The sequence below is a fragment of the Halosimplex salinum genome (assembly GCF_003730195.1).
Classification (GTDB): Archaea; Halobacteriota; Halobacteria; order Halobacteriales; family Haloarculaceae; genus Halosimplex; species Halosimplex salinum.
Genome location: NZ_QWGG01000007.1, coordinates 162,579 through 186,566, shown reverse-complemented (window position 1 = coordinate 186,566; position 23,988 = coordinate 162,579). Strand labels below are relative to the sequence as shown.

The 23,988-nt window shown below is 69.3% G+C and carries 22 protein-coding genes; 16 read left to right on the top strand and 6 right to left on the bottom strand.

What is annotated here, in order from left to right:
* Positions 1–176: 176 nt before the first annotated feature.
* Positions 177–1,094, top strand: a complete 918-nt coding sequence (locus D1409_RS17635) for a PhzF family phenazine biosynthesis protein (protein ID WP_123538301.1) — start codon at positions 177–179, stop codon at positions 1,092–1,094.
* A gap of 19 nt (positions 1,095–1,113) precedes the next feature.
* Here D1409_RS17635 and D1409_RS17630 read toward each other — a convergent pair whose 3' ends face one another.
* The 3 genes from D1409_RS17630 to D1409_RS17620 form a co-directional block, all read right to left on the bottom strand.
* Complete coding sequence (locus D1409_RS17630) at positions 1,114–1,905, bottom strand: phosphatase PAP2 family protein (protein ID WP_123538300.1); 792 nt, start codon at positions 1,903–1,905, stop codon at positions 1,114–1,116.
* Complete coding sequence (locus tag D1409_RS17625; protein WP_123538299.1) at positions 1,902–3,677, bottom strand: ABC transporter substrate-binding protein; 1,776 nt, start codon at positions 3,675–3,677, stop codon at positions 1,902–1,904. Before D1409_RS17625 ends, D1409_RS17630 begins: the two co-directional genes overlap by 4 nt.
* A gap of 148 nt (positions 3,678–3,825) precedes the next feature.
* The gene (locus D1409_RS17620) at positions 3,826–4,977 is read right to left on the bottom strand and encodes a hypothetical protein (protein ID WP_164471760.1); all 1,152 of its coding nucleotides are present in this window, start codon (positions 4,975–4,977) and stop codon (positions 3,826–3,828) included.
* 240 nt (positions 4,978–5,217) lie between these two features.
* Here D1409_RS17620 and ppsA point away from each other — a divergent pair, with 240 nt between their 5' ends.
* The 4 genes from ppsA (at position 5,218) to D1409_RS17600 (ending at position 10,930) form a co-directional block, all read left to right on the top strand.
* Positions 5,218–7,539, top strand: coding sequence for a phosphoenolpyruvate synthase (ppsA, locus tag D1409_RS17615; RefSeq protein ID WP_123538359.1), 2,322 nt, complete (start codon positions 5,218–5,220; stop codon positions 7,537–7,539).
* 75 nt (positions 7,540–7,614) lie between these two features.
* Complete coding sequence (locus tag D1409_RS17610) at positions 7,615–8,754, top strand: enolase C-terminal domain-like protein (RefSeq protein ID WP_123538297.1); 1,140 nt, start codon at positions 7,615–7,617, stop codon at positions 8,752–8,754.
* Between the two features lie 96 nt (positions 8,755–8,850).
* Entirely contained in the window at positions 8,851–9,759 is a 909-nt protein-coding gene (locus tag D1409_RS17605) for a dihydrodipicolinate synthase family protein (protein WP_123538296.1), read from the top strand.
* Between the two features lie 223 nt (positions 9,760–9,982).
* The gene (locus D1409_RS17600) at positions 9,983–10,930 is read left to right on the top strand and encodes a plastocyanin/azurin family copper-binding protein (protein ID WP_123538295.1); all 948 of its coding nucleotides are present in this window, start codon (positions 9,983–9,985) and stop codon (positions 10,928–10,930) included.
* A gap of 18 nt (positions 10,931–10,948) precedes the next feature.
* On the opposite strand, the gene D1409_RS17595 is transcribed toward D1409_RS17600, so the two are convergent.
* Positions 10,949–11,692, bottom strand: a complete 744-nt coding sequence (locus D1409_RS17595) for an SDR family oxidoreductase (RefSeq protein WP_123538294.1) — start codon at positions 11,690–11,692, stop codon at positions 10,949–10,951.
* A gap of 188 nt (positions 11,693–11,880) precedes the next feature.
* On the opposite strand from D1409_RS17595, the gene D1409_RS17590 reads away from it, so the two are divergent.
* The 8 genes from D1409_RS17590 (at position 11,881) to metG (ending at position 18,835) form a co-directional block, all read left to right on the top strand.
* Entirely contained in the window at positions 11,881–12,360 is a 480-nt protein-coding gene (locus D1409_RS17590; RefSeq protein WP_164471759.1) for an ArsR/SmtB family transcription factor, read from the top strand.
* Complete coding sequence (locus D1409_RS17585) at positions 12,350–13,081, top strand: DICT sensory domain-containing protein (RefSeq protein WP_123538292.1); 732 nt, start codon at positions 12,350–12,352, stop codon at positions 13,079–13,081. Before D1409_RS17590 ends, D1409_RS17585 begins: the two co-directional genes overlap by 11 nt.
* A 68-nt stretch (positions 13,082–13,149) precedes the next feature.
* Positions 13,150–14,199, top strand: coding sequence for a tyrosine decarboxylase MfnA (gene mfnA, locus D1409_RS17580; RefSeq protein ID WP_123538291.1), 1,050 nt, complete (start codon positions 13,150–13,152; stop codon positions 14,197–14,199).
* Between the two features lie 55 nt (positions 14,200–14,254).
* Positions 14,255–14,827 carry a YqaA family protein gene (locus D1409_RS17575; protein ID WP_123538290.1) on the top strand — a complete coding sequence of 191 codons (573 nt, stop codon included), beginning with the start codon at positions 14,255–14,257 and terminating at the stop codon, positions 14,825–14,827.
* Positions 14,828–14,952: 125 nt separating this feature from the next.
* A complete protein-coding gene (locus D1409_RS17570; RefSeq protein WP_123538289.1) occupies positions 14,953–15,240 on the top strand; it encodes a winged helix-turn-helix domain-containing protein in 288 nt (95 codons plus the stop codon).
* 85 nt (positions 15,241–15,325) lie between these two features.
* Positions 15,326–15,628 (top strand): hypothetical protein, encoded by a 303-nt coding sequence (locus D1409_RS17565; RefSeq protein ID WP_123538288.1) that lies wholly within the window; start codon positions 15,326–15,328, stop codon positions 15,626–15,628.
* A 110-nt stretch (positions 15,629–15,738) separates the two neighbouring features.
* Positions 15,739–16,416, top strand: a complete 678-nt coding sequence (locus tag D1409_RS17560; RefSeq protein ID WP_123538287.1) for a LiaF transmembrane domain-containing protein — start codon at positions 15,739–15,741, stop codon at positions 16,414–16,416.
* Between the two features lie 313 nt (positions 16,417–16,729).
* On the top strand, positions 16,730–18,835 hold the full coding sequence (gene metG / locus D1409_RS17555; protein ID WP_123538286.1) for a methionine--tRNA ligase: 2,106 nt from the start codon (positions 16,730–16,732) through the stop codon (positions 18,833–18,835).
* Between the two features lie 43 nt (positions 18,836–18,878).
* On the opposite strand, the gene D1409_RS17550 is transcribed toward metG, so the two are convergent.
* A complete protein-coding gene (locus D1409_RS17550; protein WP_164471758.1) occupies positions 18,879–20,498 on the bottom strand; it encodes a hypothetical protein in 1,620 nt (539 codons plus the stop codon).
* Positions 20,499–20,577: 79 nt separating this feature from the next.
* Positions 20,578–21,342 carry an ABC transporter ATP-binding protein gene (locus D1409_RS17545; RefSeq protein WP_123538284.1) on the bottom strand — a complete coding sequence of 255 codons (765 nt, stop codon included), beginning with the start codon at positions 21,340–21,342 and terminating at the stop codon, positions 20,578–20,580.
* Positions 21,343–21,528: 186 nt separating this feature from the next.
* Between D1409_RS17545 and D1409_RS17540 the strand changes: the two genes are divergently transcribed.
* The 3 genes from D1409_RS17540 to D1409_RS17530 all read left to right on the top strand — a co-directional run bounded on the left by D1409_RS17540 (position 21,529) and on the right by D1409_RS17530 (position 23,980).
* On the top strand, positions 21,529–21,969 hold the full coding sequence (locus tag D1409_RS17540; RefSeq protein WP_123538283.1) for a DUF7312 domain-containing protein: 441 nt from the start codon (positions 21,529–21,531) through the stop codon (positions 21,967–21,969).
* A 71-nt stretch (positions 21,970–22,040) separates the two neighbouring features.
* Positions 22,041–22,649 carry an NfeD family protein gene (locus D1409_RS17535; protein ID WP_123538282.1) on the top strand — a complete coding sequence of 203 codons (609 nt, stop codon included), beginning with the start codon at positions 22,041–22,043 and terminating at the stop codon, positions 22,647–22,649.
* 113 nt (positions 22,650–22,762) lie between these two features.
* A complete protein-coding gene (locus D1409_RS17530) occupies positions 22,763–23,980 on the top strand; it encodes an SPFH domain-containing protein (protein WP_123538281.1) in 1,218 nt (405 codons plus the stop codon).
* The last annotated feature ends 8 nt before the right edge of the window (positions 23,981–23,988 follow it).

The window sequence follows — 23,988 nt, the reverse complement described above, 5'->3', positions numbered from 1 at the left end:
GACCACGGACAGCAGGAGTCCCAGTGCGACCGCGAACAGCGTGAAAGCCCCGGCCGGTTCGACTCGGGCGCCGTGCGGGTGCAGTCAGAAGCACGTCCGATTGGGACACGGTCGATCGCACGCGCACGCCCGCCCACACCTAACGACTTATCTGGGAGGTGGCCGACGGGGTGTGCATGAGCGACAACCGCCGCGTCCACCTCGTCGATGCGTTCACGGAGGAACCGATGGCCGGCAACCCCGCGGGCGTCGTCCCGGAGGCCGCCGACCTCGCCGACGACCAGCTGGCGGCCGTCGCCTCGGAACTGGGCGCGAGCGAGACGGCGTTCGTCCTGCCCGGCGACGACGCCGACCGCCGCCTGCGCTTCTTCTCCCCCGAACGCGAGGTCGACCTCTGTGGTCACGCCACCGTCGCGGCCTTCGCCTCGCTGTACGACCGCGACGTGATCGACGACGGCGACTACACCGTCGAGACGAACGCCGACACCCACGACGTGGAAGTCGAACCCGACGGCACCGTCTGGCTCACCCAGTCGCCGCCGGAGATCCGCGAAGTCGACGTGAGCCTCGAAGACGCCGCCGACGCCCTCGGTCTCGACGTCGCGGCGCTCTCGGAGGTGGGCGAGGACCTCCCCATCGCCCGCGCGTCGACGGGCTTCCCCTTCCTCGTCGTTCCGGTGGGGTACTTCGAGCAACTCTCCGCCGTCGACCCCGACCTGGCGGCCATCGAAGCGCTGTGCGAGGCGACCGACACCGAGGGGTTGTACGCCTTCACCTTCGACACGCTGGAGGGCGAGGCGACCCTCCACGGGCGCTCGTTCGTCCCGCTGGCCGGCATCGCCGAGGACCCCGTGACCGGCACCGCCAGCGGCGCGGTCGGGTCGTATCTGCGCTACCAGGGCGCGCTCGACGCCGAAGACCCCCTCGTCTTCGAGCAGGGCCACTTCCTCGACCGACCGGGTCGAGTGCTGGTCGACACGCGCGAGGGAGTGGAGGGTGTGACGGCTCCCAGGGTCGGCGGCCGCGCCGTCACCACGCTCGACGGCGACCTGACGATCCCGGAGAGCGACGAGGACGACATCATCGAAGCCTGAGAGGGAGTTCGCGGCCCTTCTACTGTCGGTTCGCGTATCGTCGGCCGATAGTCACGGCGATCGCCGCGAGGACGAGGCCGGCGACCACGTCGGTCGCCCAGTGGATGCCGAGGTACATCGTCGCGCCGATGATCGAGAGGCCGACCACGGTCGCGACTGCGAGCCACCACGGGTACGTCTCGCGCGTGTCGTAAGCGACGCCGATCACCGTCGCCGACAGCGAGGTGTGCAGCGAGGGGAAGACGTTCGTGTTCGAGTTGACGCGGCTGGTGAGAAACTGGAACTCGGGGTGCTGGGTGTACAGCAGCGACTCGACGGTCTCGCCGAGCAGGTTCCGCGGCCCGTAGGCGACGACGAGGACGTAACACACCAGCCCGAGGGCGTAGTTGACGCTGTAGGCGACGGTGAGCTCTCGCAGTGCGCGGGAGTCCTCCAGGGCGGCGTAGGCGACGAGGGGGAAGACCAGGACGTACACGTAGCCGTAGACGTAGGCGTAGGAGAACAGCGTCGTGACGGCGGGGGTGCCAAGCGACTGGAACCACGCGACGAAGTCGCCCTCGATACCGTAGATGATCGGCGTGACGTTGACGCCGACGAGCCAGGCGACCTCCGTGACGGGTTCGCGGATGAGACTGTTGACGAGCAAAACGACCGCCAGGACCACCAGCGGAACCGCCACATCCCGCAGTCGGTCCGGGAGTTCCGCCGCCGTCTCGCGCAGGCGTTCGGGCCCCACGAGGACGAGCGCGCTCACGGTGACGACCACCAGATCGACGGCGACGACCTTGGAGAGGACGGGGAGGAGCGTCATTCTGACAGGAGGTCGCCGTCGTCGTATCGATATCCGGCCTCGACGAACGCCGCTCTCGCCGCCTCGGTGTCGAGTTCCCCTCCCTCGCCGACGAAGGTGTCGCCGGGGCCGACGTCGTCCAGCGTCCGCTCGGGGACCTCCCAGCCAGTCCCCACGAGCGGGGTCTCCGCCGGCTGTGCGTAGCCGTCGAACACCGACTCGACGATCCGCGACCGCGCGAACAGCCTGGCGACGATTCGGCGGAACCGGGTGTTCGACAGCGGCGCCGTCCTCGTGTTGAACCCGAGGTGATAGAACGCCCGGGACGGGCGGCTGACGAGGTCGAGCGCCGATTCCCGGCCGATCCGGGGGACGACGGCCGCCCCGACCGGAGCGACTGTCGCGTCGGCGTCGCCGGCGGCTACCAGTTCCACCGCGGCGTCGTCGGATCCCACCGCGGAGAGCCTGAGTTCCTCGTAGGCGGGCGCGCCGGTCAGCCGCTCCGGGAGGTCTTCGGGGTCGTCCCGGAGGAAGTGGTCGTCGAACCGGGAGAGGCGCAGCGACTCGCTGGGCACCGCTCGCTCGAACTGGAGCGGTCCGCTCCCGACCGGCTGTGGATTGTTCCAGGCCAGCGCCTCGGTCATGGTGCGGTTGGTCTCGACGCCGGCGACCCGCGCCGTCTCCGTCTGCTCGGCCCAGACGTGCTCGGGGAGGAGCGGCACGGTGAACGCCCGCTCGGCGACGACCGGCGACGAGTCCGCGAAGGCGACCCGCACCGTCGTCTCGTCGACGACCGACACGTCCGCGACCAGCGAGGTCCGACCCCGGTAGCGCGAGGCCGGGATCGGGCTCTCCGCCGCGCCGAGCGACGTGTCCGCGAGGAACTCGTAGGTGAAGGCCACGTCGTCTGCGGTCAGCGGCTCGCCGTCATGCCAGGTGAGGTCCTCGCGGAGGGAGAGGAGCGCCTGCAACTGGCCGTCCCGCTCGCTGATCCGCCAGTCGGCGGCCAGCCACGGTCGCAGGACGCCGTCGACCCGGCGGCCCAGCGAGTCGTACAGCAGGTCGACGAACGTCCCTCGCGTCCGGAACTCCGCGGTGATCGGGTTGCGGTTCCCGGTGATCCGGCCGTCGGTCGTCCCGAGTCGGAGCGTCGTCGCCTCTCCGGTGGGTGAGAGCCCGAGGAGCGTCAGCGGGTCCATCGGGCTCCCGCGCCAGTTCCCGAACCGGTCCGTCCGCACCGCGCTCAGCGCGTCGGGAACGGCCAGCGTCGTGAACGGCTGGGACTCCGCCAGGCGCTCCTGGACCGCGGCGACGGCGGTCTTCCGTTCGGCCCCGCTCGTGGTCCGCTGGGTCTCCAGCGCGTCGTCGAGCTGGAGGTTGGTGTAGCCGAAGGGGTTCTGCCACCCCGGCTCGCCGGCGTACACCGAGTGAGCGAGCGCGTAGAGGTGGTCGGGGTCGCGCCAGTCCGTCCGCGGAAACTGCCCGACGTAGAGGTCGAAGTCGTGGTCGAGGAGGACGCGACGGTACAGCGCCTCCGGCCCGGTCGGCTCGACGCCCGCGTCGACGCCGCACGCCCGGAGATTGGCGGCGAGCGCCTGTGCGATCCGCGCTGGGTACGGGTTGGCGTCGACCGGAACCGTCAGGATCCGGAGCGACACCTGACTCGCGGGGTCCCGCGCCATCACGTTTCGAGTGCGCTTGGCGCACCCGCTGACCGCGCCGACCGCCGCCGCCGCTGTCGCCAGCACCGACCGCCGACTCACACCCGCCGACCCCGCCTCCCGTCCTGTCATCGTTCGTTCGGACTCGTTGGAGGAGGGAGTATTAGTCTCCTGTGGTCACAATACGCATCAATAGTCGGCTACTCGCACGACGGCGACGGTAAGCTCGGACATACTCCGTCGCCGGACCGACCCCGGCCTGAACGGTCCTCGTCAGGGGCTAAACGACGCCTGCGAGCGGGAGCACGAGGGTCAGCGCCCACGCGGCGACGCCCGTCGCGACGAGTCGACGGTCGCTCTCGCTTGCGCCGACCGCCACGACCGCCAGCGCGCCCACGAGCGCGACGCGGTGGAGCGCCAGCCGGGTCGGGACGGCCGCGACGTCCACGACCGCGAGGTCGAGCGCGAGTCCCGCGCCGAGCCCGAGCGTCGCGAGCGCAGCGGCCCGGAGTGGCTCCGCCGGCGCGAGTTTCGCGGTGGCGACGAGCGGTCCGGCGACCAGCACCGGATACAGGATACCCGCGAGCAGTTGCGGGTTCGTCCCGACGGTCAGGTCGGCGAGGGCGACGCCCGCGCCCCGGACGCCGAGCACGAGCGCGACGAGCACGACCGGGAGCGCCAGGTCCGTCGCCCGCGCCCGCAACCGCCGTCGGGAGGCGACCAGTAGCAACCCCGCCGCCCCGGCCGACCCGAACTCGATCACCGAGAGCCAGCCCCTGTCCCCGCTCCCGCCGAAGCCGTAGTCCTCCTGTCGCAGGTCCGTCGTCACGCTGAGTCCGCGCAAGTCCTCCTCGACGAAGCGCGCACCGGGACCGGTCCCGGTGACCGTGTGGCGAAGCCGGAACCAGTCCCAGTACTCGGTGTGGGCCTGCAGCGCCGTCCAGTTCCCCGACGGCGCCGGGTACGCTCGCGCGTGGACGCGAGAGGTGAAGTACGAGCCGACGCCGAGCTGGTAGGTCGCGTCGACCCACTGACCGTCACCGTCGGGCGCGTCCGCGACGTAGGTGTAGCGCGTCGCCCCGCTCGCGTGCCGCCACGGCGTCTCTCCGATGGCGGCGTCGCCCTCGGCCCCCGTCCAGTCGGCGTCCGACCGGTGTTCCAGCACTCGCCTGACACGGTCGGGCTCCCCGAGGACGACCACGTTCAGCGCGAGCGTCCGTCCGTCGACCGACCGACGCCTGCTCGTGTACGGCCAGAGGTGACTCCCGCCCTCCCGGGGCTGGACGAGCCGGTCCGCTGTGGGCCTATCCGTGTCAGCCAGTTCGACCGCGTCGCCCCCATCGTGTTCGTGACCGCCGCTGTCGAGCGCGCCGAGACCCAGACTCGCCGCGACGACGCACACCAATAGCACCCCGACCGCGCGACTGCGCATACACGCTGTGTACGGCTCCCCGCGCATTAAGATCCGGTTGCTCGTCCGTAGGGTGAGCCCACCGACCGTCCGACCGCGACCGCGGCCCGTGTCACGCACCACCGTGTGACGGTGGCACAGGTACTCGGAACCGAAACAATATTCCAGAAAACGGCCCCGTTACCCGCCTAACGCAAGGTATTTATCGATAGCGTGGCCGGAAAGTTCTTACTCCTGCTGGGCGACAGTGCGGGTACGGTCATGGCATTACTCTGGCTGGACGACGTTACGGCCGAGGACTTCGACTCGGTCGGTGGCAAAGGCGCATCCCTGGGGGAGCTGACAGCAGCGGGCCTGCCGGTCCCGCCCGGGTTCGTCGTGACGGCCGAGACGTACCGGGAGTTCATCGAGGACACCGGGATCGACGAGGAGCTGTTCGAGGCCGTCGACGTGTCCGTCGACGACTCCGAGGCGCTCGCCCGTGCGGCCGAACGCGCACAGGAACTCATCTGCGAGACGGAGATGCCCCAGCCCATCCGCGAGGAGATCCTCGCGGCCTACGACGACGTCGACGACGGCGAGGCGTCCGTCGCCGTCCGCTCCTCGGCGACCGCGGAGGACCTCCCGGACGCCTCCTTCGCCGGCCAGCAGGAGACCTACCTCAACGTCACGCGCTCGGGCCTGCTCGACCGCGTGCGCGACTGCTGGGCCTCCCTTTTCACGCAGCGAGCGATCTACTACCGACAGGAGCAGGGGTTCTCTCACGAGAAGGTCAACATCGCCGTCGTCGTCCAGTTGATGGTCGACGCGGAGAAGAGCGGCGTCATGTTCACGAGCCACCCCACCACGGGCGCCCCGCAGGCGATCGTCGAGTCTGCCTGGGGGCTGGGCGAGGCGGTCGTCTCCGGCGCCGTCTCCCCCGACAAGTACGTCCTCGACCGCGAGACGGGCGAACTCCGCGACGCCACCGTCGCCACCAAGAAGGTGATGCACGTCCGCGACGAGGAGACCGGCGAGACCATCGAGCGGCCCGTCCCCGAGGACAGGCGCGACGAACAGGTGCTCTCGGAGGCGGAACTCGACCGGCTCGTCGGCCTCGGCGACGAGATCGAAGCTCACTACGGCGACCCGCAGGACGTCGAGTGGGCCATCGCCGACGGCGACCTGTACGTCCTCCAGTCCCGACCCATCACGACCATCGACGAAGACGCCGGCGATGTCGAGGGCACATCCAACGGCGTCGGCGACATCGCCGGCGTCGCCGACGGCGGGAGCGCCGCACAGTCCGGCGGGTCGACCGACTCCGGCGAAGGCAACGTCGTCTTCAGCGGCATCGGCGCCAGCCCCGGTCGCGTGGCGGGCCCGGCCCGGACCGTCTCGAAACTCGACCACCTCGACAAGGTCGAGGAGGGCGACATCATCGTCGCCGAGATGACGACCCCCGACATGGTGCCCGCGATGAAGCGGGCCTCGGGGATCATCACCGACGAGGGCGGCATGACCAGCCACGCCGCCATCGTCTCGCGCGAACTCGGCGTCCCGGCCATCGTCGGCACGGAACACGGCTCCGAGCGCCTCCACGACGGGCAGGTCGTCACCATCGACGGCGAGAAGGGCACCGTCGAGCAGGGCGACGCCACCGGCGGTCAGGAGCGCGAACCCGTCGAGGAGGTGCGCCCGCAGGCGCCCGTCAAGCCGATGACGGCCACCGAAGTCAAGGTCAACGTCTCCATCCCCGACGCGGCCGAGCGGGCCGCGGCGACCGGCGCCGACGGCGTCGGCCTCCTGCGGATGGAGCACATGATCCTCTCGACGAACAAGACGCCCGAGCGCTACATCGACGACCACGGCGCGGACGCCTACGTCTCCGAGATCGTCGACGGCGTGCGCGGCGTCGCCGAGGAGTTCTACCCGCGACCCGTCCGCGTCCGCACCCTCGACGCCCCCACCGACGAGTTCCGCCAGCTGGAGGGCGGCGAGAGCGAGCCCGCCGAACACAACCCGATGCTCGGCTACCGGGGCATCCGCCGCAGTCTCGACCGCCCCGACCTGTTCGCCCACGAACTCGCCGCGTTCCGTCGGCTGTTCGAACTGGGCTACGACAACGTCGAGATCATGTTCCCGCTCGTCAACGACGCCGAGGACGTGCTGAAGGCCCGCCGACTCATGGAGGAGGAGGGTATCGACCCCGACAAACAGGACTGGGGCGTAATGATCGAGACGCCCGCCGCCGCGCTCGGCGTCGAGTCGATGGCCGACGCCGGCGTCGACTTCGTCTCGTTCGGCACGAACGACCTCACCCAGTACACCCTCGCGGTCGACCGCAACAACGGCCGCGTCGCCGACCGCTTCGACGAGCTGCACCCCTCGGTCCTCAAACTCATCAGCGAGACCATCGAGACCTGCCGGGAGAAGGGCGTCTCCACGAGCATCTGCGGCCAGGCCGCCTCGAAGCCCGAGATGGTCAACCACCTCGTCAACGAGGGCGTCACCTCCATCTCCGCGAACATCGACGCCGTCCGCGACGTGCAACACGAGGTCAAGCGCGTCGAGCAGAAGCTGCTGCTCGACAACGTCCGCTGAGCGCCCGCGTTCCCGGCCGGCAGTTCCGCGGCGCGAAGGCTTTTGTCGCGATCGGTGCATCGGTCAGGGAAGCCGATGGAGATAGCCGAGATCGAGATCCACGAGTACGAGAACGCGATCGAAGACCACGGAATCCGCGAGGACGGCGCCGGCTGTTACGTCCCCGGCGCGGAGCGGACGGAAGCGATGTTTATCCTCACGGTCCGCACGCGCGACGGGACCGAGGGCCACTACCGCGGCGTGATGTTCCCGAACGTCCAGCTCGCCCAGATACGGATGTGGGCCGAGGAGCTGATCGGCCGGAACCCGCTCGCGCGCGAGGACGTCTGGATGGACTTCTGGCGGCGCGGGCGCCACACCGACCGGATCGGGATCGGGCCGATCGACGTCGCGCTCTGGGACCTGGCGGGTCAGCACTACGGCGCGCCGCTGTACGAACTGCTCGGCGGCGGGAAGCGCGACCGGATCCCGGCGTACGCCTCGACGCTGCCGGGCAACCCCGAACACGACACCCCCGAGGTCTTCGCCGACCACGCCGAAGCGTGCGCCGAGCGCGGGTATCCCGGCTACAAGCTCCACCCCCTGGGTGACCCGGACCTCGACATCGAGGTGTGTCGCGCCGTCGACGAGCGGGTCGGCGACGAACTGGACCTCATGCTCGACCCCTCCAGCACGTACACCACCTACCGCGACGCCCTGCGAGTCGGGCGAGTGCTCGACGACCTCGACTTCTACTGGTACGAGGACCCGATGTGGGACACCGGCGAGAGCGTCTACGCCATGCGCCGGCTCGCCGACGAGATCGACACGCCGCTGCTCGGGATCGAACACTCCCGAACCGAGCCGTTCGGCAGCGTCAACCACCTCTTCGACGACGCGCTGGACATGCTCCGCGTGGACGCCCACCTCGGCGGCGGGATCACCGGCGCGCTCAAGACCGCCCACGCCGCACAGGCCGCGGGGTTCGACGTGGAACCGCACCTCGGCGGCGCGGCCCACCTCCACCTCCTCAGCGCCGCCCCCAACTCGAACTACTACGAGCACGGCCTGCTCCACCCCCACACCGAGTGGCACTCTGAGGCCGGCCTCGCCGAGCCCGTCGACGAGATCGACGACGACGGCCACGTCCCCGTCCCCGACGGCGACGGCCTCGGCATCGAGATCGACTGGGACTTCGTCGAGGCGAACCGGACCGACCGCACCCTCGTCGAGTGAGGCCCGGCGAGTCGACGGTCCGGCAGCGCTTCCCGGGGCGGAGGCGACCGCTTCCGCCGCCCGAACGTTGAAAGCGCTCCCCGCCGACCCACGGGTATGCCATTCGAGGGCGTCCTTCCGATCCTCACCGTCCCGTGCCGCGAGTCGGGCGAGATCGACTACGAGAGCGTCCGGACGCAGATCGCCGCGCTCGCCGACGGCGGCTGCGACGGCGTGATCCTGTTCGGGTTCGGCAGCGAGTTCTACAAGCTGCGCGACGGCGAACGGCGCGAACTCACGCGAGTCGCCGTCGACGCGGGCGCCGAGTTCGACCTGCCGGTGTACGTCTCGGTGACCGAGCAGACCACGAGCGCGGCGGTCGACCGGGCCGAGTGGTACGCCGACGCCGGCGTCGACGGCCTCATGCTCCTCCCGCCGCACATGGCCGGCCCGAGCGAAGGCGCGCTCCTGGAGCACATGCGGAGCGTCGCCGACGCCGTCTCGCTGCCGGTCATGGTCCAGTACGCCCCGCAGAACGTCGGCGTGACCATCGCCCCGGAGACGTTCGCCGCGTTGAGCGAGGACGTTTCGAACGTCTCTCACTTCAAGGTTGAGTGCGAACCGCCGGGTCCGTACGCGACCGCGCTCCTCGACGCGACCGACGGCGCGGTCGACGTGCTCGTCGGCTCGAACGGCAAACACCTGATCGAGTTGCTGGATCGCGGCGGCGTCGGCGTGATCCCCACGGGCGGCCTCCACGAGTTCTACGTCGAGATACTCGACCGGTACGAGTCGGGCGACCGCGACGGGGCGATCGAGATTCACGACCGACTCCTGCCGATGCTCAACCACAGCGCCGGCGGTGAGACGTTCGTCCGCTTCGACAAGGAGATCCAGGCCCGCCGCGGCTTCGTCGCCGCCGACGCGACCCACATGCGCGGGCCGACGACCGACCCCGACGACTACGTGGTCGACCTCTGGGAGGACCGACTGGAGCGGGCGCTCGACTACCTCGAGGAACTCTGACCGCCGGAGACACCCACAGATGGCCTCGCCGTCCAGCGGCCATTGGTAACTGTTGGCAAATGGCTCGTCGAACGCAGTAGCCTCGGGCATCGCTCGGCGGACGGACGGATCGACCGAGCGGTCCCGGTGGCGAAGTACGGCGGAGTAACGGTCCGTTGCCGTCGCTCCCGGCCAGATACCTCGTTGATAACGAAGGATCCCGACGCCCTCACTGACAGTCGCAATGTCACCGCAAGACCTCGATACATCGCGGCGCGACGTGATGAAAGCGGTCGGCGCGGGAACGGTGCTCGCGGCCCTGGGCGGGACCGCCGTCGTCAGCGGTCGGGACGGGAAAGCCGTCGGGGAAGTCGACGCGGGGGCGGTCGATCGACACGACGGGCTCCAGGAGGCCGGGTCGGTCCATCGCGTACAGACGCTGATCAGCGCCCCACCGACGAACCCGGAACGGCCGGCCGACTTCTTCTTCCAGCCGACAGGGCTGCACGTCCGGCCAGGCGACGTGGTCCGGTTCGAGTTCGTGACGCCGGACCACAACGTCGTCTCGTACCATCCCGCATTCGGGATGCGACGGCGGGTGCCGCTCGGCGTCGACGCGATATCCTCGCCGCTCCTGGGTTGGCGACCGGACTCGATCCCCGGCGACATGGTCGACCCGCCGACGCCGGCCGTCGAGGAAGAAGCCGAGGGAACGGAGACGGAGACCCCCGGCGGCGAAACCACGGCGGGGATGGAGACCGAGACGCCCACGGCGACCGGGACCGCGACCGGAACGGGCGGCGAGGGCGACGGACCGATACCGGACTTCTGGCTGCTCGCGTTCGACGAACCGGGCGTCTACGACTTCCTCTGTTCGCCTCACGAGGTGTTCGGGATGGCGATGCGCGTCGTAGTCGGCGACGAGACGGACGCCCCCTTCGAGACGGAGGACCCCGAAGCGCTCCCGGAACCGCGGGTCGGGCCGGTGGAACTCGCGCGCGAGACGCTCACCGACCCCGCGCTGGCACCGTCGAATATCGTCGAGCAGGGAACCGTCCTCTGGAGCGCGCTCGAAGCGGTTCAGGGCCAGGAGAACGGGACCGGAACTCCCGACGGCGAAACAGAGACGCCGACGGACGAGACGGCGACGCCGGAAGAAGAGACGGCAACGGCGACCGAAACGGGCGAGTAGACTCGCCCGCCGGATTTTTCAGAAGAACGTCAGCTTGTCGCGGCGATACAGGTCCATCTCGGAGACCATCGAGGGGTCCTGTTTCGCGGCGAAGCGGACGGCCTCGGCGATCTCGGTCGGCTCGGATGCCTCGCCGCGCTCGAAGCGCTCCTCGAAGGACTCGCCGCTCTCGCTGGCGAACTCGCTGCGGACCTCGGCGGGGTTGATCGTCGTGACGGCCACGTCGTCCTCGCCCACGTCGGCGGAGACGCTCTTGGCGAAGCCGCGGACCCACCACTTCGAGGCGGCGTACACCGGGTTGAACGGCCGGGGGTACTGGCCCGCGAAGCTCCCGATGAACACGAGCGTCCCCGAGGACTCGCGGAGGTGGGGCAAGGCCGCGCGCGTCGCGAAGAAGTAGCCGTCGACGTTGACCTCCATCATCGTGCGGTACTCCTCGGTCGAGAGGTCGTCGACGCCCTCGCCGGCGACGACGCCGACGTTGTTGACCAGCAGGTCGAGGCCGCCGAAGGCGTCGACGGTCCGGTCGACCAGGTCGTCGACGGCGTCCTCGTCGCGGACGTTCGTCGGGACGACCAGCGTCTCGACCCCGTAGGCGTCTTCGAGGTCGGCCGCGATCGATTCGAGTCGCTCTTCGCGCCGGGCGGCCAGCGCCACGTCGGCGCCGTCCTCGGCGAGGGCGTGGGCCGTCGCCTCGCCGATCCCGGAACTGGCGCCGGTGACGATCGCTGACTGTCCCGCCAGAGACTGCTCGGTGGACATACCACCGCGTAAGACGGCCGCCGCTATAAGTTTCGGTAGTCGATCGCGACCGCGCGACAACTCTCACTTACCGCCCGACCGGACGCCCTGATCGCCCACGGCCCGACTCCGGCGTCTCCGCCGTCTCCCCGAGTGGGAGCGTTCCAACGGCCAATAGATTCTTCATCGAAGCGATACGATATACATAGATGGTAACAGGCGACACAGAGGAAGTCTCCCACTTGTTTCAGGTGCTGTCGCACCCCCACCGTCGGGTCGTGGTCTACTACCTCCGGGAGCACGAGACGGCGTCGTTCGCCACGCTGGCGGAGACGGTGACCGGGTGGATCGAGGCCGGACCGGGCCGGGGCGAGTCGATGACCGACCGGAACGTGCGGGCGACACTCCACCACGCCCACCTGCCCGCGCTCGCCGAAGCGGGACTCGTGCGCTACGACACCGACTCCGGGACGGTCACGTTCCTCGGCCTCTCGGCGGCCGCCGACGAGGTGGTCGACGCCTCGCTCGACGCCGATACGAGCGCGGCCAGACTCGACCTCGAACGGGTGCTCGCCGCGGTCGACGAGAGCGGGTGTGGACAGTCGACCGACTCGACGACGTCCGAGAGCGACGGGAGCGTGAACCGCGGGAGCGGCACCGACAGCGGGGGGCCGGGGGATGGAAACTGACACCGCCACGTCGCTCAGGGAACTGCGCGACCGGGCGCGCGGTCCGGTGAAACGGATAACGACGTTCGGTCCCGAAGCCTACGCGGACGTCGAGTCGGTGCTCGGGCAGTTCGACGCGACGCTGACCCACGAGTACCTCCCGATCCCCGAGTCCGACAGCTATCTCACCGTCAGGAGCGGCGACCGACACCTCGGGTCGGTCTCCGCGGCGGCGCTCGGCGACCTGCGAGACCCCGTAGAGCGGCCGCCGTGGGACACGGAGACCAGGGAGTCCGCGTATCGCGAACTCGTCTCGCTGCTCTCGGGGACGACGTTCGTGATGGACGACAGGCGCCGACTGGTGGCGACCGCTCGCGAGATAGAGGACCGCGCCTACCGCCACGGCCGCGGTCGGCTCTCCGTCACCTTCCAGTCGCTGTCCGCGTTCAGAGCCCAGGTACCGGCGTACCGGCGACTGGTCGGGTCGACGGATCTCGAAGTGGTCGTGTTCGGGACGCCCGACTGGGAGCCGCCCCCGATCGAGAACGTCACCGTCGAACCCGACACGACCGGTGAACTCACCGAGTTCTGGGTCGTCGCCTTCGACGGTGACGGAGCCGACGGCCGGAAGTGCGCGATGATCGCCGAGGAGGCCGACCCCGACGAGTACACGGGCGTCGTCACCTACGACCCCGCGGTCGTCGACGACCTGATCGAGTACCTCGAACGGGCCGTCGACTGAGGCTGGAACGCGGACCGACGCCGCCAGAGAGCGCAATAGCTAAACGACTCGCATCCGTGTCTGTCGGTATGCAGCTGGCCGAGCCGCAGGATTTCGAGCGCGTCCTGTCGTCGATGTGCACCGAACCGCACCCCGCGGCTCGGGACGCGGCCGAACGCTTCCTCGCGACCAACCCCGGTGACCCGGGCACCTACGAAAGCGTCGCCACTCTCGAAGAACGCGCGGTCGGCCTCCTCGGCGAGGTGACCGGTCACCCCGACCCCGAGGGCTACGTCGCGAGCGGCGGGACGGAGGCCAACATCCAGGCGGTCCGGATCGCCCGCAATCGCGCCGACACCGACGATCCCAACGTCGTCGCGCCCACCAGCGCCCACTTCTCCTTCACCAAAGCGGCGGACCTGCTCGGCGTCGAGCTTCGCACCGCGCCGACGACCGACCACCGCGCCGACCCGGCGGCGATGAGTCGACTCGTCGACGACGACACCGTCTGCGTCGTCGCCGTCGCGGGCTCGACCGAGTACGGCTACGTCGACCCCGTCCCCGCCCTCGCCGACCTCGCCCACGACGCCGGCGCCCTCTGTCACGTCGACGCCGCGTGGGGCGGGTTCGCCCTCCCCTTCACCGACCACGAGTGGCACTTCGGCCACGCCGACGTCGACACGATGACCATCGACCCGCACAAGATGGGGCAGGCCGCGATCCCGGCGGGCGGCCTGCTGGTCCGCTCGCGGGCGTTGCTCGACGAACTCGCCATCCAGACGCCGTACCTGGAGTCGACCTCGCAGGTGACGCTGACCGGCACCCGGAGCGGTGCGGGCGTCGCCAGCGCCGTCGCCGCGATGGAGGCGCTCTGGTCCGAGGGGTACCGCGAGCAGTACCGCGCGTCGATGGACAACGCCGAGTGGCTCGCCGACCGACTCGCCGCCCGCGGCCACGCGGTCGTCGAACCGGAACTCCCGCTGGTCGCCGCCGACCTCTCGGTGCCGATGACCGAGGAGCTTCGCTCCCGGGGCTGGCGCGTCACGAAGACCGGCGCCGGCGAGATGCGCGTCGTCTGTATGCCGCACGTCACCAGGTCGATGCTCCGCTCGTTCGTCGCGGACCTCGACTGGTACTGACGGATATAGTGGGAAAATATGAAAGCTTACGACAACCCGGCCGCAATCGCCGCTCGTGCCCTTCGCCGAGGTCCCCGTGCTCGTCCTCGCCGGTAGCTGTAGCGACCCCGGCGGGTCGACGGTCGTCGAAGCGGTCTGCACAGCGACTGGACCCGCCGGTCTCCTCATCGTCGCCGCCTACTCCTTCCTGATCACGTTCATCCTGCCGCTCCCCTCGGAGATCGTCCTCCCGCTGGCGAACGAACTCCGCCTCGGCCTGCCGATATGGGCGAACCTCACCCTCGTCGTGTTCGTCGCCAGCGTCGGCAAGTCCGCGGGGAGCGTCTTCGCCTTCCACATCGGGCAGGAGGCCAAGGAAGCGGGCCCGGTCGTCCGCGCCCTCCGGCGCTCGCGGTTCGACGTGATCGAGTGGTCGCAGTCGAAAGTCGTCCAGCTCTCGAAGAAGTACGGCTACGCCGGACTCGCACTCGCGCTCTCGGTGCCCGCCTTCCCCGACACGCTGTCGATTTACGCCTTCGCCGTCCTCGAAGACGACTACGTCAAGTTCGCTCTCGCCACGTTCGTCGGGAGCGTCGGGCGGTTCCTCGTCTGGATCCTGATCTTCCGCGGCGCCGTCGCCTCGATCTGACCGGCCACCGACCGCGACAGCCGCGGCGACCACCGGCGACCACCGGCCCGCAGACCCGACTCACCGCCGCCGTCCGCGGTTCCGTCGCCGGTGCGCTTACAAGGGGGCCAGTTCACCTACGGGTAATGGAAGGGGTGCTGTGGTACGTGTTCGCCAGCACCCGCGGGGGTGAGAATCGGGCGCGACTCCTGCGAGCGATAGACGAGCGGCCGCGCAACGCGAACCAGCTCGCCGAGGATCTGGACCTCGACTACACGACCGTCCGTCACCACCTCGACGTGCTGGCGGACAACAACGTCGTCGCCGCCAGCGGCGACGACTACGGCGCCGTCTACCTGCCCACCGACCAGTGTCGGGCCAACTGGGACACCGTCGAGGAGGTCCTCGCGACCGTTCTGGAGGAGGAATCATGACTCAACGACCGACTACCGACCGCCGGAGTGTGGAGACAATTTGGACAGCATATAACACGGAGTACCCCAAAGGAGGGAGTCGAGGATGAACCCCTGGTTCGAGGTCGCCCGCGCCGCCGTCCTCCTCAACATCGTGTTACTGCTCGGGCTGGCGACCGTCTGGGCCCGCAACTACCGCTCTCACGGCGCCAAGCACACGCTCGGCCTCCTCGTGTTCGCCTGCGTCCTCCTCGCCCAGAACCTCCTGACGTTCTACCTCTACTCGTTCCACCCGACCTTCCACGAGTGGGTCTACTACTCCGCCCCCATCGCCAAGCGCGGCACGATGGCGGTGAACGTCCTCGAACTCGTCGCCGTCGCCTTCCTCGTCAAGATCACCTGGGAGTGACGCTCGGCGGTTGCGACGTCCGTCCGTCGTTCGTTCCACATACGCCCCACATCGCTCGTGTTAGTCCCCGTCCCAGCTATCTTTATCGTGTCACCCAACGAACCTTTCGTATGGAGTACCGTCGCGTCACCTCACAGGTACTCGTCGGTGGAGTCGTCGTGCTCCTCGGCCTGGTACTGCTCGCTCGAACGACCGGCGTCTACGACACGGAACGCCTGCTGGGCTACGTCCCGACGCTGTTCGTCCTGATCGGACTGTTCGCCATCGTCGCCAGCGGGTTCCGCAACGTCGTCGGCCCGCTCATGGTCGTGCTGGTCGCCGGGGGCTGGCAACTCGTCGCGCTCGACTACCTCGCGGCCGACACCGTCTTCTCGCTGTGGCCGGTGTTGATCGTCCTCTTCGGCCTCTCGCTGATCCTCGGCCAGTACCGCGCCCGCGCCGTGGCCAGGGAGTCCGACTTCCTGACCACGGTCGCCGTGTTCGGCGGACGCGCCGAGCGCTCGACCTCGAAGGCGTTTCACGGGGCGGACCTGACCGCCGCGTTCGGCGCCGTCGAACTCGACCTGCGCGACGCGGTGGTCGAACATCCGCCCGCGACGATCAACGCCAACGCCATGTTCGGTGGCGTCGAAGTCGTCGTCCCCCGCGACTGGAACGTCCGCGTCGACGTGTTACCCCTGTTCGGCGCGGCCGACGACGAGCGCCCCCGCCGCGAGGAGGAACACGACGAGGTCGACCTCGTCGTCACTGGATTCGCCCTGTTCGGCGGCGTCTCGGTCGAAGACTGAACCGGGTCGGCCCTCCCACCGGCAGTTGGTGACTCGTCCCACGGAAGACCAACCTTTTTGCCGACGCCGCGGTATCCTCCGGTGTGTTCCACGCGGGTCCACCCGGCCGTATGCGCATGCGACCTTCTCGGTAGCGCCGGGTGGACCCAGTCGCCGTCCGTGGGCTCATACCCCACAGCGGACCAGCGCGGTCCGACGCGACCGGTGAAACGTCGGCCCTCGCACGCACCGCCCACAGAGACGACCACGGACAGCCGATCCACGATGACATCGAATCACCGCGTTAAAGAGTCGACTGGAGGTATCGCATAGTATGAGCCACGACGACTTTCCCACGGAGAACCCCGCGGTCGTGACCTGCGGGTTGCCCTACGCCAACGGCGACCTGCACATCGGCCACCTGCGCACGTACGTCGGCGGCGACGTGCTCTCGCGCGCCCTGCGGACGCTCGGCCAGCAGACAGCGTTCGTCAGCGGGTCCGACATGCACGGCACCCCCATCGCCGTCGAGGCGACCGAGAAGGGTGTCGACCCCGAGGAGCTCGCGCTGGGCTACCACGAACAGTACGAGGAGACGTTCCCGCGCTTCGACGTCGACTTCGACAACTACGGCCACACACACGACGACACGAACCAGCAACTCACCCGGGAGTTCGTCGAGTCGTGGATCGACGGCGACCACGTCCACGAGAAGGAGATACAGGTCGCCTACGACCCCGACGCCGACCAATGGCTCCCCGACCGCTTCGTCGAGGGGACCTGCCCCCACTGCGGCGCGAACGCCCGCGGCGACGAGTGCGACGACGGCTGTCAGCGCCACCTCGAACCCGGCGAGATCGAAGACCCCGTCAGCGCCATCACCGGCAACCCCGCCGAGTACCGCGCCCGCGACCACAAGTTCCTCCGCCTCGCCGACTTCCAGGAGTACCTGCAGGGGTTCATCGACCGCCTCGAGGGCACGGACAACGCGAAGAACCAGCCCCGCGAGTGGATCGAGGGCGAACTCGAGGACCTGTGTATCACCCGCGACATGGACTGGGGCGTCGACTACCCCGGCGACGACGGCGGGCAGGACCTCGTCCTGTACGTCTGGGTCGACGCGCCCATCGAGTACGTCTCCTCGACGAAGCAGTACAGCGAGCGCGTCGGGAGCGACACCTACGACTGGGAGGCGACCTGGAAGAACCACGGGACCGACGACCGCCCCGACGGCGGGGAGATCGTCCACATCATCGGGCAGGACATCATCCAGCACCACACCGTCTTCTGGCCGGCGATGCTCCGGGGCGCCGACTACAACGAGCCCCGCGCCGTCGTCGCCAGCGGGTTCATGAACCTCGACGGCGACGCGTTCTCCACGAGTCGCAATCGCGCCATCTGGGCCCGCGAGTTCCTCGACGAGGGGTTCCACCCGGACACCCTCCGGTACTACCTCACCACCGTCGGCGGCTTCCAGGACGAGATCGACTTCTCCTGGGACCGCTTCCAGGAGCGGGTCAACGGCGAACTCGTCGGCAACGTCGGTAACTTCGCCTATCGGTCGCTCCTCTTCGCCGAACGGAACTTCGGCGGCACGCCCGAGGTAGAGGTGTCCAGCGAGGTCCGCGAGCGCATCGAGGAGGCCGTCGAGGAGTTCGAAGCCGCGATCAACGACTACTCCGTGCGGAAGGCCACGCAGGCCGCGGTCCGCCTCGCGGGCTTCGGCAACGAGTACATCCAGCGCCACGAGCCCTGGAACCTGGACGACGACGAGGCCGCGCCGGTCGTCCGCGACTGCGTCCAGGTCGCCAAGGCCGTCGCAGTCCTCGTCTACCCGGCCACGCCCGACACCGCCGGCCGCCTCTGGGACCAGCTCGGCGAGGACGGATCGGTCGCCGACGCCACCCTCGACGACGCGCTCGAAGCGCCGCCGGCCGACTTCGGCGAACCCACCGAACTGTTCGAGAAGATCGAGGACGAGCGCGTCGAGGAACTGAACCAGAAACTCGAGGACCGCGTGCAGGAGGTCGCCGACGCGGCCGACGCGGACGACGCGGAAACCGAAACCGACGAGGCCGACGAGGGCGAGGACGGGAGTATGGACGTGGAAGCCCTCGCCGAGAACCGCATCAGTTTCGACGACTTCGAGGAGGTCGACATCCGCGTCGGGCGGATCGAGTCGGCCGAGCCCATCGAGGACTCGGACAAACTCGCCCGGCTGGAGGTCGACATCGGCATCGAGACGCGACAGGTCGTCGCCGGCATCAAGCAGCTCCACGACCTCGACGAACTGCCCGGGACGAAGGTCGTCCTGCTGGCGAACATGGAGAAGGCCGAGCTGTTCGGCGTCGAGTCCAACGGCATGGTGCTGGCCGCCGGCGAGGAGGCCGACCTGCTGACCACCCACGGCGACGCCGAACCCGGCACGAAGATCCGGTAGGGTTCGAGCCGATCCGACGGGCGCACTTCCCGACGCGACCGTGTTACTCGATACGGTAGTCGTCTATCCGCCGGACCGCCAGCAGGTACGCCGCCGGGACGGCGGCCGCGACGGCGACGGCGACGCCGACCGAGACGGTCTCGAGGCCGTCGAGGGTGACCGAGAGGCCGAAGGGGAGATACTCCGAGAGCAGCGCGTGTATCAGCAGGTGGTACACCTCGTCGGTCAGGACGCCGGCGGCGGTGACCGCGAGGACGACGACCAGCGAGAACAGCGCGAACGCGGCCTTGCTCGGCGGGACGGCCGACCGCCCGCCGCTGACGTCGATCCCGTCGAAGCGGGGGAACAGGGCGCCGAGACCCGCCGCGATCAGCGCGCCGGCGGCGACGACGGCGACCGAGAGCGCGCCGATGGCGGCGACCGCCGTGGTCGAGCGTCCGCCCGCGTGGGCCGCGGCGGCGGCCAGCGCAGCCGTCACCGGAGCCAGCGGGAGCACGGCGGCGAGGACGCTCCCGTGGACGACCTGCCGGCCGTCGGCGCGTGCGGTCAGCAGCGCCGGGAGCGTCGCCCCCTGGTTGCCGACGAGATTGAGCGGGAACGCGGTGCCGGCGGCCCACGCGCCGTAGAACATCGCGAACCACGGCGCGTAGTCCGGGACCGTCCCGGTCGCGACGACCCCCTCGACCATCGGAAGCGCGAACAGCAGCGGCGCCGCCACGAACACCAGCTGGAGCGGTGCGCGATAGGCCCGCACGAGCGTGACCGACGCCACGCCGAGCGTTCCCTGTCGCCGGGTGAGGTGTCCGAGCACGCGGTCCAGCGGAGGAGTTCCGGCGGACGCCGTCCGAGCGGCGGGTGCCGTCCCCTCACCCTCCACCTCGTCTCCGTCGTCACGGCTCGGGTCGGCGTACCACGCGTACGTGGCCGCGCGGACGGTCGCGAGTGTCCCGACGGGCACGAGGACGAGCGCGAGGGCGAGCGCCCCGGCGGCACGGAGCGGTGACGCGCCGGCGCCCGGAGTCGTGACCAGCGCCAGGTCGCCCAGCCACCCCAGCGGCGGCCCGCTCGTCGCCGGTTCGAGCGCGTCGACGAGCGCGGGGAGGTGCCCGGCGAACATTATCCAGAAGTAGGCGACGACCACGACGCCGCCGATCACCGGCTTCAGGCGCGAGAGGGTCCCGGAGCGACGGACGACGCCCTTTATCGCGAGTCCGACGGGATAGCCGATAGCCATCGAACTGGCGAGGATCGCTACCACGGCAGCGAGTCCACCCGCGAGCGGGAGCGGCGAGCCGACGCCGGCCGACAGCCCGGCGAACCCCGCGACGAACGGGACCAGCAGGTAGACCGCGTAGCTGACCGTGTTCATCAGGAGCATCCCGCCGGCGACGTCTTTCGGCGGGCGGATCGTCAGCATCCCCGCCTCGTTGTCGACCTCGCCGTACGAGCCGACGCCGGCCACGACGGCCATCGCGACCTGAAACACCCACGCGACCGCGACGAGCAACCCGACCGTGGCGGCTGGACCGGCGTCGCCGCTCGCGAACGACGCGCCCCAGTCGCTGGCCACACCGAACAGTATCGGGAGGACCGCGAGGACCGCGAGCGAACTGACCGCGACCAGCGCGAGCCAGACGTCCTGCGACCGGATACGGCGGAGCATCCGTCGGACCTCGACGGTCGCGATAGTCGCACTGATCCGGGGCGACGGGAACCGCCCCCGCCGACTCGGCGACTCGGGTTCAGGCTTCGACGACGTCGTCGAGTTCATCGTCCTCCTTCGTGATGTCGAGAAACGCCGTCTCGAGGTCCGTCTCACCGTCGCCCTCGACCCGTCGCTTCAGTTCCTCTGGCGGTCCCTCCGCGACGAGTTTCCCGTCGTCGATGACGCCGACCGTGTCGGCGAGTTCGTCGACGACCGAGAGCACGTGCGACGAGAGGAAGACCGTCACGTCGCGGTCGGCGAACTCGGCGATGGTGTCGCGCATCGTGCGGGCGGCCCGCGGGTCGAGCCCGCTGGTCGGTTCGTCGAGGAAGACGACCTCGGGGTCGTGGACCAGCGCCGCGATGACGCCGACCTTCTTCTGCATCCCCGTCGAGTAGGACTCGATCCGGCGGTCGGCGTCCCCGGCGAGGCCGAACTGGTCCAGCATCGCCTCGATCCGGTCGGTCGCCTCGTCCGGCGGAATCTCGTGCAGTCGCGCGACGTACCGCAGGTGTTCCCGACCGCTGAGTTCGTCGAACACCGGCGGGTCGGCGGGCAGGTAGCCGATCCGCTCGGTCAGCGCCGGCCGATCGGCTATCGAGACGCCGGCGACGGTCGCCGTGCCGGCGGTCGGACGCGTCAACGAGGTCAGCATCCGCATCGTCGTCGTCTTCCCGGCCCCGTTCGGCCCGAGGAACCCGTACACGTCCCCGGAACCGATCGAAAGCGAGAGGTCCGAGACCGCCAGTTCCTCGCCGAATCGCTTCGTCAGACCGTCGGCGACGATCGCGCGGTCGGTCATCGCCGCTCACCGGGCCGTCGCCGCGGTCGGACCACGGTCGAGGACGGGTTCCGCACCCAGTACACACTCATAGCCGACGGCTCATGCGCCCGTGTAAAAAAGGTTCCCACACCGACATGTCGGCGGAGTGGCGCCGGTCGGCCACCGACGGCAAGCCCTTTTTACGCCCGTCCGTTACGGTCGGGCATGCCAGACGACGCCGGGGACGAGGACGACGAGGAGGAGTGGCGCTTCTCGGTCGACGAGGTGGGCGACGACACCGGCGACGTGGACGAGAGCGACACGCTCGACGAGGCCGACGAGAACTGGGGCGCGACCGTCGGCGCGGACGACGACGGCCCGACGGTGGCGTTCGGCGGGACCGAGTCCGAGTCAGAGAGCGAGCGCGACCCGGCGGAAGCGGCGGACGGTGGCGGCAACGTCGCGGGGTCGGTGAACATCGAGGTGCCGGTCGAGTCGGACACGCCGAAACTGGAGAGCGCCGTCTTCGTCGCCGCCGGCGCGTTGCTCGTGTTGCTGGTGTTCGCCAGCATCGTCACGCCGCTGACCCCGACGACCATCGGCGGTATCGCGCTGGGCGTCGCCGTCGTGACCGCCGTCGTCTACGCCGTCTTCGTCAGGTTCTGACCGATCCCGCGACCGCGGCGGCGAACCCGTCCGAGCAGAAGTGTTTTCGGTTAGGCGACCAAATTTCGGGTATGATCGAGTGGATAGGGCAGAACCTCTCGCTGTTTCTCCTGCTCGCGGGAGCGGCGCTGGTCATCGCCGAAGCGTTCGCGCCGGGTGCACACTTCATCGTCCTCGGCGTCGCCCTCCTCGCCGCGGGACTGGTCGGACTGGCGCTCCCGTCGGGGCTCGGCGTCCTCGCGCCGCTCATCCTCGCCGGACTCGTCCTCGTCTCCGGGGCCGCCGCCTTCTACGTCTACCGACAGTTCGACTTCTACGGCGGCAAGGGCGGCGAGCAGACCAGCGACTCCGACTCCCTGCGCGGGGCGACCGGTCGCGTCACCGAGCGGATCACCACCACCGAGGGCGAAGTCAAACTCGACGAGGGCGGTTTCAACCCCTACTACCGGGCCAAGAGCGTCGACGGCGAGATCGAGGAGGGCACGGAAGTGATGGTCGTCGACCCCGGCGGCGGCAACGTCGTCACCGTCGAACCGCTCTCGGGCGGCGTCGACGACATCGACCGCGCACTCGCGCGTGAACGCCGGCGGAACTCGAATCCCTCGTCCGACGGCGACGGCGACCGCTCCCGGAGCGAGGACCGCGACGAGGACCGCGAGTTCGAGACCGACCCCGCCTGAGTCGGGTCCGAGCATCTCGTCGGCGGAAACTCGCCGCGCTCTCCGTTCTCACGACCGCACATGTGTGGTCGGTCACCCAACACTTTTTATCTGGAGGGGCCAACTTCGAACGTATGTTCCCCGCAACAGTACTGCAAGGCGTCGGTGGGGCACTCCCGATCGTGGCAGTGATCTTACTACTGCTCGCGGTCGTGATGGTGTACCAGATGGTGGAGATCGTCAACGCCTACGAGAAACGAGCGTTGACGGTGTTCGGTGAGTACCGGAAACTCCTCGAACCCGGTATCAACTTCGTTCCGCCGTTCGTCTCGAAGACCTACGCGTTCGACATGCGGACGCAGACGCTCGACGTGCCCCGGCAGGAAGCGATCACCCGCGACAACTCGCCGGTGACCGCCGACGCCGTGGTGTACATCAAGGTGATGGACGCCAAGAAGGCGTTCCTCGAGGTCGACAACTACAAGAAAGCGGTCTCCAACCTCGCCCAGACCACCCTCCGCGCAGTCCTGGGCGACATGGAACTCGACGACACGCTCAACAAGCGCCAGGAGATCAACGCGAAGATCCGCAAGGAACTCGACGAACCCACCGACGAGTGGGGGATCCGCGTCGAGAGCGTCGAGGTCCGCGAGGTCAACCCCTCGAAGGACGTCCAGCAGGCCATGGAGCAACAGACCTCCGCGGAGCGCAAACGCCGTGCCATGATCCTCGAAGCGCAGGGTGAACGCCGCTCCGCCATCGAGCAGGCACAGGGTGAGAAGCAGTCCGACATCGTCCGCGCGCAGGGGAAGAAACAGTCGCAGATCCTCGAAGCGCAGGGTGACGCCATCTCGACCGTCCTCCGCGCGAAGTCCGCCGAGTCGATGGGCGAACGCGCTATCATCGACAAGGGGATGGAGACCCTCGAGAACATCGGGCAGGGCGAGTCCTCGACGTTCATCCTCCCGCAGGAACTGTCCTCGCTCGTCGGTCGCTACGGCAAGCACCTCTCGGGCAGCGACGTGTCCGAGATGGCCAAGGCCAACGGCGAGAGCGAACTCGACAGCCTGAACTTCGACGCCGAGACGCGCGAGCTCATCGGCCTCGACAACATCGAAGAGATCCTCGGCCAGATCGACGAGGAGGCCGAGGTCGACGTCGACGCCATGGAGCAGGAGGCCCAGGCCATCAAGGAAGGCAAGGACGCGACGAACATCCGCGACCCCGACGAGGTCATCGAGGAGATGGACTCCGAGATGGACCCCTCGGGCAGTCCGGTTGGCGGCCCCGGCGCCGACGGCACCGCCGGCGACCGCGAAGCGGAAGCCGAACCCGAGACCGAGACGGAGTAAGCCCTCCC

Bases quoted from the DNA above. Each gene is read 5' to 3' on its own strand.
- D1409_RS17610 (WP_123538297.1), top strand. From the start codon at position 7,615: ATGGAGATAGCCGAGATCGAGATCCACGAGTACGAGAACGCGATCGAA.
- D1409_RS17535 (WP_123538282.1), top strand. From the start codon at position 22,041: ATGATCGAGTGGATAGGGCAGAACCTCTCGCTGTTTCTCCTGCTCGCG.
- D1409_RS17595 (WP_123538294.1), bottom strand. From the start codon at position 11,692: ATGTCCACCGAGCAGTCTCTGGCGGGACAGTCAGCGATCGTCACCGGC.
- D1409_RS17605 (WP_123538296.1), top strand. From the start codon at position 8,851: ATGCCATTCGAGGGCGTCCTTCCGATCCTCACCGTCCCGTGCCGCGAG.
- D1409_RS17565 (WP_123538288.1), top strand. From the start codon at position 15,326: ATGAACCCCTGGTTCGAGGTCGCCCGCGCCGCCGTCCTCCTCAACATC.
- D1409_RS17560 (WP_123538287.1), top strand. From the start codon at position 15,739: ATGGAGTACCGTCGCGTCACCTCACAGGTACTCGTCGGTGGAGTCGTC.
- D1409_RS17550 (WP_164471758.1), bottom strand. From the start codon at position 20,498: ATGCTCCGCCGTATCCGGTCGCAGGACGTCTGGCTCGCGCTGGTCGCG.
- D1409_RS17630 (WP_123538300.1), bottom strand. From the start codon at position 1,905: ATGACGCTCCTCCCCGTCCTCTCCAAGGTCGTCGCCGTCGATCTGGTG.
- D1409_RS17600 (WP_123538295.1), top strand. From the start codon at position 9,983: ATGTCACCGCAAGACCTCGATACATCGCGGCGCGACGTGATGAAAGCG.
- D1409_RS17570 (WP_123538289.1), top strand. From the start codon at position 14,953: ATGGAAGGGGTGCTGTGGTACGTGTTCGCCAGCACCCGCGGGGGTGAG.
- ppsA (WP_123538359.1), top strand. From the start codon at position 5,218: ATGGCATTACTCTGGCTGGACGACGTTACGGCCGAGGACTTCGACTCG.
- D1409_RS17530 (WP_123538281.1), top strand. From the start codon at position 22,763: ATGTTCCCCGCAACAGTACTGCAAGGCGTCGGTGGGGCACTCCCGATC.
- mfnA (WP_123538291.1), top strand. From the start codon at position 13,150: ATGCAGCTGGCCGAGCCGCAGGATTTCGAGCGCGTCCTGTCGTCGATG.
- D1409_RS17540 (WP_123538283.1), top strand. From the start codon at position 21,529: ATGCCAGACGACGCCGGGGACGAGGACGACGAGGAGGAGTGGCGCTTC.
- D1409_RS17625 (WP_123538299.1), bottom strand. From the start codon at position 3,677: ATGACAGGACGGGAGGCGGGGTCGGCGGGTGTGAGTCGGCGGTCGGTG.
- D1409_RS17545 (WP_123538284.1), bottom strand. From the start codon at position 21,342: ATGACCGACCGCGCGATCGTCGCCGACGGTCTGACGAAGCGATTCGGC.
- metG (WP_123538286.1), top strand. From the start codon at position 16,730: ATGAGCCACGACGACTTTCCCACGGAGAACCCCGCGGTCGTGACCTGC.
- D1409_RS17585 (WP_123538292.1), top strand. From the start codon at position 12,350: ATGGAAACTGACACCGCCACGTCGCTCAGGGAACTGCGCGACCGGGCG.
- D1409_RS17590 (WP_164471759.1), top strand. From the start codon at position 11,881: ATGGTAACAGGCGACACAGAGGAAGTCTCCCACTTGTTTCAGGTGCTG.
- D1409_RS17620 (WP_164471760.1), bottom strand. From the start codon at position 4,977: ATGCGCAGTCGCGCGGTCGGGGTGCTATTGGTGTGCGTCGTCGCGGCG.
- D1409_RS17635 (WP_123538301.1), top strand. From the start codon at position 177: ATGAGCGACAACCGCCGCGTCCACCTCGTCGATGCGTTCACGGAGGAA.